Consider the following 12,810-nt stretch of genomic DNA (forward strand, 5'->3'; position numbering starts at 1 on the left):
TTCCTTCTATTGATACGTTTTAAGGTGATTTAATTCAAGCTAAATTTTTGCATGTATACATAAGTTTTATTGGTATCGAAACAAAAACTTAATCGCCTTTGTTTATTTTTAAGGCGGTCATTTAATACCGGGTTATAAGCGCAATTTGTTTGTAATTTTTTAACATGCCATTATTTACCAATAGCATTTTCCCGTTTTTCTTCAGGTGCATTTCTATGAGTTTATCAACCGGGTTTTCTACTATGCAATGCAATCGCTTAGGTGCCGTTACTTGTATTTCCAGTGGAAAATATTTATCCTGGTACACCCTGGTTTCGTAATCTTTTTCCACCAGTAAAACATTACCACGGCCTTCTGTAACTGCTGCCCAGACATCAAACAACCCTACTTCTGCCAGACCTTCCCCAATTTTTTCCTGGAGTTCAGAGATTTCATCCAGCATTTTTTCCTCCTGGTCTGCCTTGAGAATGGGCAATACCATTTCAATTAGTTCCGATTCACTTAAATGACTGTAGTTCCCGTGAATAACTCCTGCTATCTTGTCATCATGTTTTGAGTGATTTAAAAATGAAGCTGTAGCGCTTTTCACACCACAAATAATAAGCTGTGCGTCTTTTTTAGTAATATACATATCCATTAATTCATCAACATGCTTAAGGAATGATAAGTAGCGACTCTTTTTTAGTGTGCTTTTGTCTTTTTCAAAGCTGCTGATATTTGACCTGCTGCTATATGAGCTCGATCTTGATGGAACCTGGTATTCAAAATCATCTGTATAGATTAATGGAAAATTAGAATCCTGGATCTTGTGTAGTACATTAAATTGCCCCGTATATAGTGACGCTTGTTTTTCATCAATTAAAAGAACATAGTAAGAGTTTGAGTAATTAATCTTGAATAATAGGTCTCTTAAATCAAAATGATCTGAAATGACAATCTTTTCATCTATGGGAAAAGGAAATTGAACAACATATTGAATTCCCTTACTTACATACAAACCAAGCCCTAAAGGAAACTGTTCCAATTTCAGGCTTTTATATAGATCAAGCAGCTTAGTTTCCAATTCATTCTTTTCATTTGGATACATCTGGTTTAATTGTTCAATTGCTTTTTGTACAAAACGGTCCAGGTTGCCTGACTCAGGTCCTTTTATCCAGTGATTATGTGCAGGCACTCTGATCGATATACATATATCTGTTTCGTTTGTCTGCAGCATATCCATTTCTTCATGGGTAAGCCTGGAGGATGTGATATACATAAAATATTTTTAGCTCCATTACAAACATATCATGATGGAAATTTTGTATCAATGACGGCTATCACAGCGAATTGTAATAGCTGTCAGTGAAATGTTCATTGTAAAATGGAAAGCTGGACTGATTATAATCAGTTGATTTGGTGTTATTCCGTCATTGTTCCGGGTATATTTTAGTTATAGTTTGTATTTATAATCAAGCGTTATGAAAAAGATCTTGCTTGCTTTTGATGGTACCAATTTTTCAGAAGGTGCATTTGAATTTGCCCGGCAGTTGAATGAGATGCAACCTGTTTTGGTAACTGCAGCATTTATGCCGCAGGTAGACTATGCTAATTTATGGAGTTATTCAGTTGGTGTTGCTGGAGGAATGGTTATTCCATTGCTGGAGGATGAGGACACTTCTTCGATCGAAAAGAATATCTCACATTTTGAGGAATTGTGTAAAGTAAATAATATGAAATATCGAATCCATAAAAACTTTTATGGATTTGCTATGGCAGAGCTTAGAAAAGAGACTCGTTTTTCAGATCTCTTATTATTGGGAGGAGAAATGTTTTATAATAATATGGGTATCGAAATGAATGATTATATGAGGGAAACATTGAAAATGGCAGAGTGCCCAATATTGATTGTGCCGGAACATTATGATTTTCCCCAAAGTACTATATTGACTTACGACGGAACGGAATCATCAGTATATGCTGTCAAACAATTTTCTTACCTGTTTCCTGAACTGACTTCTGAACCTTCTCTGCTTGTATATTCAAATCCAGGTGATGATCCTATGCCAGACAAGGAAAACATGGAGGAATTAGTAAGTCAGCATTATACAAATAATGAGTTTTATAAACTTAAAGTGAATTCAAAGAAATATTTTGATAACTGGGTAAATGAAAAAAAGGGAGCTATGGTGGTATTTGGAGCTTTCGGCCGGTCGGCATTATCCCAAATGTTCCATAAAAGCTTTGCATCAGATGTTATTCAAACACTTAAGTTGCCTGTATTTATAGCACATAAATGACAGAAAATTCAAAATATAAAAGCAACAAAGATTTGCAGGCACTTTTAGATACTGAAAATCAACAATTGCAGAAGCTTAATGAAATTGTTATCCAATCTATCGAAGAGGAAAAACTGATTTCTCAAAAGCTTTATGATTTTGAAGATAAAAACCTGGGTTTTGATAAAAGGCTTGCAGATAAAATTGCCTCCTTTGGCGGGAGTTGGGTCTTTATTGTATTCTTTTTATTATTGATGCTGTTTTGGATCATTCTCAATCTTTATTTGATAAGTACACCTTTTGATCCCTACCCATTCATCTTGTTAAATCTCATACTATCAACTATTGCTGCATTACAGGCACCTATAATAATGATGAGCCATAACCGCAAAGAGGAAAAAGACAGGGAAAGGGCCATAAATGATTACCTGGTTAATTTAAAGGCGGAAATTGAAGTACGTAACCTGCACCAGAAACTGGATCTCCTGATTGCCGAACAAATGAAAACAATGTTTGAAATCCAAAACGTACAGATGGGATTAATGGAGGAGATAAAGGCAGGTTTGAAGACTGGTAATTCCATTTGATATAATTCAAAACCAAATTTTACTATTACTGCAACCAGGGTTAAATCTATTAGGTAAGAACCTTTAAATCAACCATTTATCTTTTAAAATCCAATTCGCTGGGTTAAATGGGGGAAAGTTTCGTTTTCCATGTTCCTGCTGCGGGGTTGCGACTAATATGAGCCGCCTATGAGCCGTGTATGAGCCGCCTTTGAGCCGCCTTTGAACCGCCTCTTTAAAGAGGCGGTTCAAAGGCGGCTCATGCATATATGTAAGGCAGGGGAAGCCCGGGAGAAAGTAAGATTTGGATGGGATTGAACCTGGCTTGAAAGCGAGGTGGCTTTGAGATGTGACCAGATGTAACGGAAATTTTAAATATAGGTTGGAGAAGCAAGAATGAAAACCGTAGTGATTTTTTAATAATGATTTGTGTCATGTAATGATTTCTATCATGGTTTGTGGTTTTTTATATGTTTAGCTTAGCTATGATCAGGTGAATACCTGGTGAGTTTCTGCCATTTCCGTGCTATCAAAACAATGTTTTAAACTACCCGCTTTTAATTAGTCATTTATTAAAGGAAATATATTGTTTATGAATAGCTATTACACCATGGACAATGATCCCACAACATTATACCCGGGTCAATATAATCCCCAACCGTATAATATACAGGATCTTCTAGCAAACAAAGGACTAAATAAGGGCACATCTCCTTTGATCAATACTTTTGAATTTCCTGATCATATAAAGGTGGAAATGGTAATGCCCGGGTTAAAGAGAGAGGATTTTGCTATTTTTATTAATGAGCATGACCTGATTATTTTTGTCATGCAACCTGTAGATCCGCAGGCGGTATTTTATGAAGTGAAAAACTACAATTTTAATTCCTTAATGGGTAGAATTCCTTTACCTGAAGACATCGATACCGATTTCATTAAAACTGTTTACGAAGACGGGCTTCTAAAAATATATTTTCCCAAACTTAAAGGTGGGTTCAGTAACAGGAAGGGCAGAATCGTGGTGTATTGACCTGTTACCGTTTTATTTATTCATCTTTTTTGAATATAGCTTTTGAATTTGATGAATTTATAAACTTCAAACCAGGCTATAGTAATTATGCTGACAGTTGTAGCGGTTAAGAAATGACCTATCGAAATATTACTCAGATAAAAAGCATTCTTCAAAAAAGGTAGATATAATATGCTCCAAAGAAATGTTGCTGATATGATAAGTATCCAGGGAGCAAGATTATTTTTATATTTTATCGTTCTGTTTAAAGTTTCTCTGAATGAACGATTGACAAAAGTGAGAAATACATTGCTTAGGATCAGTGTTACAAATACCATCGTCCTGACATAATTTATTTCGTATCCCTGGTTCATATAAAAATAGTAAACGGAAAGTACCCCGATAGCAATGATCAATCCCTGTAGCAAGCTTGTTAGCAATTCATTCCAGGTAAACATAGTTTGCGATCTTTCCCGGGGAGGTATACTCATTATATCTTTTTCAGCTGGTTCCCTTTCATAAAAAATAGAGCATGTAGGGCCCATAATGATCTCAAGAAATATTACATGTATTGGTGTAAATATGTTTGGGAATTTCCATCCTAAGATTACCGGGAGGGAAGCAGTTAAAATTATTGGGGTATGAATAGAAATTATATACCTAACGGCCTTCTTCAGATTATTGAAGGTCTTTCTCCCCTGGTAAATGGCTTCTGTTATTTTATCAAGGTTGTCATCAGTAAGAATAAGATCCGATGCCTCCCTGGCAATATCAGAGCCCTTGCTCCCGACTGCAATGCCGACATGTGAAGATTTCAAAGCCGGTGCATCATTAACGCCGTCGCCCATCATAGCAACAATTTCCCCATTGGATTTTAATGCATTTATAATTTTCAGTTTAGCATCGGGGAACATTCTTGAAAAAAGGTTGGTGGATTCAGATATTTCTTTTAATTCAGCCACTGAGCAATTCTGAATTTCTTCGCCTGTTGTATGTTGTTCAAAATTTCTTAGGCCAACCTGTCCTGCAATATTTATAGCCGTTTCAGCATAATCACCTGTAATGAGTTTGATCTTTATTCCCGCCTTGTACCATTTTTCCAGCTCGGCAACCACTGAAACCTTCGGAGGATCATATAGGGCCATGAGCCCTTCGAATTTCCAATTAAAATCATCCTGGTCTTGCGGGTATTCTTTGCTGGTCAAAAAAGCAGAACATATAGCTAAAACCCGGTATCCCTGGCTTGCCATTTCGATAACTGTTTTCCGGATTTTTATAATATTTTGCTGATCAAGCCTGCACACTTTTATCACTCTTTCTGGTGCACCTTTTCCTGCAACAATTTTGACTTCAGAATGCCCATGTACATGGGTCATCATCGGGGGAAAGCCATCGAGTGGATATTCATGTATCATGGAAAATGCGCCTATCGGATCCTGGTCAGTATTTTTATTATAGGCATCAATGATTGCCTTTTCCATGGCATCAAACGGAATTTCTTCACTAGCCAGCCTGGCATAGTGTAAAACGGGTATAAATGCATTTTTTGATTTTTGCAGATCAAGAACTTCATCGTTTTCGAAATCGTAAATCAATTTTACAGCCATTTTATTTTGTGTTATCGTGCCCGTTTTATCAAGACAGATAACACTAACCGCTCCCAGGTTTTCTATAGTGGCGGGCTGCCTGGTAATAATTCCCAATTTAGCCATATGGAATGCCCCTAATGCCATAAATGAGGAAAAGGCAACCGGTATCTCTTCAGGGATAACAGACATGGCCAAAACAAGACCTACCAACAGGCTTTCTGCCAGGTTTCTTGTCTGGCTATAGTTAATTAACCAAATAAGCAGGAAAGCTACCATGCTAAAACCTGCCATTCTTTTAACAAATGTGCTTACCTGCTTTTGTAATAAAGTTTTTGTTGGTTGTATAGATATAATGGATCTGCCCAATGTACCCAAAGTGGTATCATTGCCAATTTCTGTTACACGTGCATAACACCAACCTGAATTGATCGTTGTTCCCTGGTAAAGTTGGGTTTCCCCCGTATTTGATGATTTATTGACTGGCAATGATTCTCCGGTAATAATAGATTCATTGATAGTGAAGTCATTTGCCTGGATAATAACTGCATCTGCAGGAATACGATTACCTTCAGAAAGATACATTACATCACCTGGCAATAAATCAATGGAAAAAATCTCTGTTTCTTTTCCATCACGGATGACAGTGACCTTTGGTTCAGTGAATTCCTTAAGGGCTGCCAGTGCTTTAGAACTTTTTGATTCCTGGTAAAAAGAAATAGCCGAAACAAATATCATTGCAGCGAGCATCAGGAATCCTTCTTTGGATTCTCCCAGAATAAAATAGAGGGCACAGGCCACCAATAAAATGATGAACATGGGTTCGGAAATAATTCCCCATGTCAGTCGTAAAAAATCTCCGGATCTTTCTGATTGGATAGCATTCTTTCCATATTTCTTTTGTAGTTCGGGAATATCAGATTTCGTTAATCCGGTCAATGAATTATTGTAAATAACCTTGTCCAAGAAATTATTTTGGTTAAGGTAGCCTAAAGCATTTTATTGGGAAGTGATGTTGGTCAGATAAACCAATGATTTTAAAATTTATCTGCTATACTTTTATAATGATCACCGTTCTGTAGATCACTGATAGCTATCATTGAAAAGCATGGGTGTATTCGATAATTTGTTCTTTTATGAAAAAGTTTATTTTATTCAGTTTGTTTTCTGCATGGTTGTTTATTTCATGCGGAACGACCACTGCAATAACAAATTCCTGGAAGGCACCCGGAACAACGGCCCGCACATTTAATAAATTAATGGTGCTTGGATTGATACGTGAAACAGATCGGAGTATTCAGCAGAATATGGAAAATCACCTGGTAGGTGATCTTAAGGAACTTGGCTACAATGCTTTTTCTGCTTTGGAAGAATATGGTCCTAAGGCTTTTGAAAATTTAACTGAGGAACAATCAAATGAAAAACTCAGGTCAAGCGGCTTTGATGCAGTGCTTACTATAGTATTACTGGATAAACAGCAAGAAAGGTATTACGTTCCCCGAAGAGTTATGTATACACCATACTTCACGTACCATACCCGTTTCTGGGGCTATTACAGGACTATTTATGAAAGAATTGAAACTCCCGGATATTATAGTAGTTATGCTAAGTATTTTTGGGAAAGTAATCTTTATGATCTTACCGTGAACAAGCTCATTTATTCCATCCAAACACAATCTTTTGAACCTTCCTCAAGGGAGGCACTGGCACATGAATATGGTAAACTGATCATTAAGAATATGATAAGCAATAATTTATTAATTAAACAAACCACCATTGGAGTAAAATCCATGTAGTTGTTAAACTGTTTTTGTTTTATTGATTCCCTCACACATATCGTTTTAGGTGCCTGTATAGGAGAAGCCATACTTGAAAAAAAGCTGGGTAAAAGAGCCATGTTCCTTGGTGCTTTGGCCCAAAGTATTCCGGATATTGATTTCATTGCAGCATTTTGGAATGATCCTGCCTCGAATTTATTGGTTCACAGGGGATTTACTCACTCCCTTTTTTTTGCTTTGATTGCAGTCTGTTTTTTTGGTTTGCTGGCTGAGCATTTTCATAGACAGCATAAGGTTGGTTTCAGAATGTGGGTATTTTTTTTCGCGGTAGAGATAATTGTTCATTTATTTCTTGATCTTTTTAATAATTATGGAATGGGATTGTGGGAACCATTTAACCATTCCCGGATTTCTTTCAATACCATTTATGTTGCTGATCCCTTTTTTTCTATTTGTGCAGGAATAGCATTTGTAGTGTTATTAATTCTTAAGAGAAAGGACAGGCGTAGGATCCTCTTGTGGAAACTGGGTATAACCATTCCTGCTTTTTATTTGTTGTATTGTGTTTTTAATAAACTGCTTATAGATACAGAAACGAGAACCGCTTTGGCCAATGAGCATATTCATTATGATAAATATTTAACAACACCAACGCCCCTGAATAATTGGCTATGGTATGTGGTTGCAGGGAATAAAAATGGATTTTATATAGGTTTCCGTTCTGTTTTTGATAAGAATGCAAACATGAGCTTTCATTATTTCCCTAAAAATGATTCCTTATTGCTTCCTTTAAAAGACCATGAAGAAGTTCAAAAATTGCTCAGGTTTTCCAAGGGGTTTTATACCATTGATAAATGGAAAGACACACTTGTATTCAATGATCTGCGTTTTGGGCAGATTGTAGGCTGGTACGACCCAAATGAACATTTTGTTTTTCATTATTTTCTACAACATGATCCAAGAGATAACAGGCTGGTAGTGCAAAGAGGAAGGTTCGCCAATTGGAACATCACTACTGTGAGGTCATTATGGAGCCGCATAAAGGGAGAATGATTTCCAGTTTTGAACTATATCAAAGCGGATTTATACTTATTATTGGATTAAGTCTTTCTGAATGATATCTGTAGTTGTTTGTGATCTGCCCTGTTTAATTCGAATAATTTTTTGATTGGAGAGCTTATTTTGGTGACAAGATTGGATGGCTGACTGCCATCATCATGAATACTGACAGCCCTCATTGTAAATGGAATTGAGTCTGGTTAATTTGCCAATACCTTAATCCATTCAATGTTTACCACAGCTCCCTATACTGTTACAACGGATATCAGGCAATTAGCTTTATGGTTGATCTCTGTTTTACTAATTGCTGTTGGGTTTAGATATATAAAGGACATTATCGTCTTTGTGCTTGACCAGTTATATAGATTATTCATCCAGGAAAACCGGGTACTATGACCATCGAAATCAACGAGATATCCTGTATTAAAGATATACAGAAGGCTTTCTGCCAGGCATACCCTTATTTAAAGATTGAATTTTTTGATATGCCTCATAGTTGGGGTGAAACTACCAGGAAGGCACATCGTTATTCACCTGGATGTAAAATTTATGCAATTGAACGGAAAAAACATGCGCCAGACTTTATTCATTTTCATTCCTGGATGAAAACCGGCCAGGTAGAGGAGCAAATGAAGGAGCAATTTGGGTTATTTACACAGGTTTATCGGCGAAATGGGTATGAGTGGATTGAAACAGCCGGTACAGATGAGTTGTCGCTCGATGAGCAGAACGAAATTGGCAAAAAAAGCGTTTTAAATTATCATAATAATTTGTGGATAGAACGAGAGGTTCTATTATAGTCTTAATGGTGATCAATATCATTCTTTCTCTTGACAGGCTTCATTAAAAAATTGAGTAAAATGTCAAATATTTGATTGTCAAATAATCAAATGAAATTCTCTGAAACCTTGAGAGAATATTTTAGAGAAGCTGGCGCCATTTCTCAATTTGCCGGTCGTTTTTTCCAACAAAGCATAAAACCAAGAAATGAATGGAGCGAATTTTTTCGCCAGTGTTATGTTATAGGCTATCAATCCTTGCCACTTATTGGTTTGACAGGATTTATTATGGGGCTTGTACTCACTATGCAGCTTCGCCCTTCTTTGATTGAATATGGAGTTGAATCACAGTTACCTGCCATGGTTGGGGTAGCCATAGTTCGCGAGATTGGCCCTGTTATAACGGCGCTGATATTTGCGGGTAAGATAGGTAGTAGCATTGGCGCGGAGCTTGGGTCTATGAAGGTGACTGAGCAAATCGATGCAATGGAAGTTTCTGGTACCAATCCTTTTAAATACCTGGTTGTTACAAGGGTTCTGGCAGCAACTGTTATGCTTCCTGTACTTATTTTATTATCGGATGCTATATCACTTTATGGATCCTACCTCGGTGTGAATATTCGTGGCTTTACATCTTTTTCTTTATTCTGGAACCTTGTTTTTGACAGGCTTGAATTTGGGGATGTTCTGCCAGCCTTTTTTAAATCCTTTTTCTTTGGTTTTGCCGTTGGCATCATAGGTTGTTATAAAGGCTATTTTTCCAGTAAGGGCACTGAAGGAGTTGGGCGTTCGGCAAATACAGCCGTTGTTGTTGGTTCTATCGTGGTATTTGTTATAGATCTCATTGCTGTGCAGATCACAGATATTTTGGGTTTAAACTAAAGACATGTTAGCCAGGGCACCTCATACTATTCCTGTCATTAAAAACAATACGCACATATCTGTTATCAGGATTGAACATCTTAAAAAATCTTTTGGGTCAAATATGGTATTATCAGATTTTAATCTAAGCCTTGGACAGGGTGAAAATGTTGTAGTACTCGGCAAATCAGGATCAGGCAAATCTGTTTTGATTAAATGTATCATTGGTTTGATGGATCCGGACCAGGGTCAGATCTGGGTATTGGGAAAGAACATACCAGAAATGAATGAAGATGAGCTGGACCAGATTAGGGTAAAAGTGGGTTTTTTATTTCAGAGTAATGCTTTGTATGATTCCATGACGGTGAGGCAAAATCTGGAATTTCCATTAAGAAGGCATTGGATGAAGATCTCTCAGAATGAAGTTGATCAGATGGTGATGGACGCATTGGAAAATGTTGGATTGGAATATACTGTGAATATGATGCCTGTTGAATTATCCGGTGGCATGCGGAAAAGGATTGCTCTGGCAAGAACCCTGATATTAAAGCCCGAGATCATCTTATATGATGAACCAACCACAGGGCTTGACCCTATAACCAGCAGGGAAATAAGTGAATTAATGGTGAAGCTTCAAAAAAAATATAATACATCATCATTGATCATTTCTCATGATATGCGATGCGTGCAATTGACTGCAGACAGGGTAGTAGTGCTCATTAATGGCATTTGTTATGCAGAGGGCAGCTATGAGGAGTTGCAACGTTCCGATGACAAAATGATCAAGCAATTTTTTAATTAGCAAATGGCAAAGAAAGTAATCAACCATATCAAGTTAGGTGTATTTGTTTCGGCAGGTTTGTTCTTCCTGATCCTTTTGTTATATATGATTGGTAAAAATCAAAACCTTTTTGGATCAACCTTTATACTTAAGGCAAAGTTTGAGGATGTGCATGGTTTATTACCAGGCAATAGTGTGCGGTTTTCCGGTATCAGTGCAGGCACAGTAAAAACCATATCTGTTTTAGATGATGGAACACTGGAGGTAGCAATGCTGATCAAAACAAAAATGAAGAAGTATATACATAAAAACGCACAGGCTAATATTGGTACTGACGGGCTTATGGGTAATAAGTTGATCAATATTAACCCGGTCAAGCCTGCTGCCGCAATTGTACAAGAAGGAGATGTTTTGGCCAATGGTAAATCTATAGATACCGAAACCATGCTGGCAGTTCTTGACCAAACCAACCAGGACGTAGCCATAATCGCATCCGGATTGAAAGCTACCATTAACCGCATTAATTCCAGCGCTGCTTTTTGGGAGATTTTGAATGATAAAAGCCTTCCAAAGAATTTAAGAAATTCTTTGATTAATGCACGTAATGCAACAAATGGCGCTAATGGCCTTGTTGGTGAACTTCATCTTCTGGTAGCAGATATTAAAGCCGGAAAGGGATCATTGGGTAGCCTTTTAAGGGATAGCAGTTTTTCCCAAAACCTTGAAGAAGCTGTTGAAAAAATTAAAAATATTGGAATACAGGCAGACACACTTTCTGGTCACATAAATGCATTGGTTATAAGTATAGACAAAGATATCAATAGCGGTAAAGGAACAGCAAATGCCCTATTGAAAGACCAGGGATTGGTACTTAAAATGAATAGCAGTTTAAATAATATTGAAAAGGGCACTGAATCTTTTAACCAGTTAATGGATGCACTTAAAAAAAGTTTTTTATTCAAAGGATATTTTAAAAAACTTGATAGACAAAAGAATGTTCCGGACCCTTCAACTTCCTTTAAACCAAATTAATATTTAAATGTATTGGCTATGATGGGATTATTAACTGAAGAGGAGATGAGGAGTGTATTGAGTTCCAATATACTGGGTCGGATTGGTTGCAACGATGGCAATGTAATCTATGTAGTTCCTATTACTTATTTTTTTGACGGCACAGACATCATCCTGCATTCCAAGGTTGGAATGAAAATCGATATAATGCGATCCAATCCGCAAGTTTGCTTTGAGGTTGATGAAATACATTCTTACAATAACTGGAAATCTATTATCGCCTGGGGTAAGTATATAGAAGTGCTTGATGCTAAGGAAAAGGAATCTCTTATGAAATCCTTTGTTGAAAGAATGCTTTATATGAAAATGAGTGAGACTGCCTTGCCCCCCGAACAATTTCCTATTCGGCTTCATCCCCGGGATGAGCCGGTTCCGTTTGTTGTATACAAGATCATAATTGATAAAATGACAGGTAGGTTTGAAAATCCCGAAGCCTGAGCGATTGTTATAATCTTAATTGTTTTTCTGACAGATTGTTTTAAGCAAGAATTCCTTGATTATTCAAGAGATCCTGTCGGTCATAGTTTGATTGTCTTGAACAAGCTTAATTTTGGACATGGCAAATGAAACGAATCCTATTAAACGGAGCAGGCAATTGACTCCACTTTCAAAGGAACATCATGAAGGCTTATTGTTTGTATGGAAGATAAAACAAGGATTAAAGAACGGAACAGATATTAATACTATTGGTCGTTTTGTTCAGTGGTTCTGGACGGGTCACCTACAGGATCATTTCAGGCAGGAAGAGCAAGTGCTGGCAGTATATTTACCTACAGATGATCCGCAGGTGCTCAGGATGGTAGATGAACACCAGGAGATCGAAGCCCTAATACATATTAATGAGAATATTGTGGATCAGGAAAATTTGAGCCAAATTGCTGATGCCCTGTCTGATCATATTCGCTTTGAAGAAAGAGAGTTTTTCCCTTATGCTGAGAGAACCATTCCATTGGAACAGCTGGAAAAGATCTATGAAAAGCTTTCTATAGAAAAACCACCTGCAAAAAATTGGGATTTGGATTTTTGGTCTAATAAAGAAATAGGAAAACACTGAACAGGCAT

General features: G+C 37.1%; 14 protein-coding genes. 12 read left to right on the forward strand and 2 right to left on the reverse strand.

The window, feature by feature from the left end:
• Positions 1-121 precede the first annotated feature (121 nt).
• Complete coding sequence (locus BP74_RS09985) at positions 122-1,258, reverse strand: baeRF3 domain-containing protein (RefSeq protein ID WP_496373634.1); 1,137 nt, start codon at positions 1,256-1,258, stop codon at positions 122-124.
• A gap of 202 nt (positions 1,259-1,460) precedes the next feature.
• Between BP74_RS09985 and BP74_RS09990 the strand changes: the two genes are divergently transcribed.
• The 3 genes from BP74_RS09990 (at position 1,461) to BP74_RS10000 (ending at position 3,854) form a co-directional block, all read left to right on the forward strand.
• Positions 1,461-2,279 carry a hypothetical protein gene (locus tag BP74_RS09990; protein ID WP_496373636.1) on the forward strand — a complete coding sequence of 273 codons (819 nt, stop codon included), beginning with the start codon at positions 1,461-1,463 and terminating at the stop codon, positions 2,277-2,279.
• Complete coding sequence (locus tag BP74_RS09995) at positions 2,276-2,845, forward strand: DUF1003 domain-containing protein (RefSeq protein WP_496373638.1); 570 nt, start codon at positions 2,276-2,278, stop codon at positions 2,843-2,845. The genes BP74_RS09990 and BP74_RS09995 overlap by 4 nt, the downstream gene beginning before the upstream one ends.
• A gap of 571 nt (positions 2,846-3,416) precedes the next feature.
• On the forward strand, positions 3,417-3,854 hold the full coding sequence (locus BP74_RS10000; RefSeq protein WP_496373640.1) for an Hsp20/alpha crystallin family protein: 438 nt from the start codon (positions 3,417-3,419) through the stop codon (positions 3,852-3,854).
• A gap of 20 nt (positions 3,855-3,874) precedes the next feature.
• Here BP74_RS10000 and BP74_RS10005 read toward each other — a convergent pair whose 3' ends face one another.
• Positions 3,875-6,385 carry a cation-translocating P-type ATPase gene (locus BP74_RS10005; RefSeq protein WP_496373642.1) on the reverse strand — a complete coding sequence of 837 codons (2,511 nt, stop codon included), beginning with the start codon at positions 6,383-6,385 and terminating at the stop codon, positions 3,875-3,877.
• A gap of 170 nt (positions 6,386-6,555) precedes the next feature.
• Here BP74_RS10005 and BP74_RS10010 point away from each other — a divergent pair, with 170 nt between their 5' ends.
• The 9 genes from BP74_RS10010 (at position 6,556) to BP74_RS10050 (ending at position 12,802) form a co-directional block, all read left to right on the forward strand.
• Positions 6,556-7,215: a hypothetical protein gene (locus BP74_RS10010; RefSeq protein WP_496373644.1), complete on the forward strand. Its 660-nt coding sequence runs from the start codon at positions 6,556-6,558 to the stop codon at positions 7,213-7,215.
• Positions 7,216-8,250 carry a metal-dependent hydrolase gene (locus BP74_RS10015; protein WP_496373645.1) on the forward strand — a complete coding sequence of 345 codons (1,035 nt, stop codon included), beginning with the start codon at positions 7,216-7,218 and terminating at the stop codon, positions 8,248-8,250. It abuts the gene before it with no gap.
• A gap of 234 nt (positions 8,251-8,484) precedes the next feature.
• A complete protein-coding gene (locus BP74_RS10020) occupies positions 8,485-8,652 on the forward strand; it encodes a hypothetical protein (RefSeq protein ID WP_496373647.1) in 168 nt (55 codons plus the stop codon).
• Positions 8,649-9,056: a hypothetical protein gene (locus BP74_RS10025; RefSeq protein ID WP_496373649.1), complete on the forward strand. Its 408-nt coding sequence runs from the start codon at positions 8,649-8,651 to the stop codon at positions 9,054-9,056. Before BP74_RS10020 ends, BP74_RS10025 begins: the two co-directional genes overlap by 4 nt.
• Positions 9,057-9,146: 90 nt before the next feature.
• Entirely contained in the window at positions 9,147-9,917 is a 771-nt protein-coding gene (locus BP74_RS10030) for an MlaE family ABC transporter permease (RefSeq protein WP_496373651.1), read from the forward strand.
• 4 nt (positions 9,918-9,921) lie between these two features.
• Complete coding sequence (locus BP74_RS10035; RefSeq protein ID WP_496373653.1) at positions 9,922-10,698, forward strand: ABC transporter ATP-binding protein; 777 nt, start codon at positions 9,922-9,924, stop codon at positions 10,696-10,698.
• Positions 10,699-10,701: 3 nt separating this feature from the next.
• On the forward strand, positions 10,702-11,709 hold the full coding sequence (locus BP74_RS10040; protein ID WP_496373655.1) for an MlaD family protein: 1,008 nt from the start codon (positions 10,702-10,704) through the stop codon (positions 11,707-11,709).
• Between the two features lie 18 nt (positions 11,710-11,727).
• A complete protein-coding gene (locus tag BP74_RS10045; protein WP_496373657.1) occupies positions 11,728-12,186 on the forward strand; it encodes a pyridoxamine 5'-phosphate oxidase family protein in 459 nt (152 codons plus the stop codon).
• A gap of 118 nt (positions 12,187-12,304) precedes the next feature.
• Positions 12,305-12,802: a hemerythrin domain-containing protein gene (locus BP74_RS10050; RefSeq protein WP_496373659.1), complete on the forward strand. Its 498-nt coding sequence runs from the start codon at positions 12,305-12,307 to the stop codon at positions 12,800-12,802.
• Positions 12,803-12,810: the final 8 nt, after the last annotated feature.

The organism is Flavisolibacter ginsengiterrae DSM 18136, assembly GCF_059568575.1.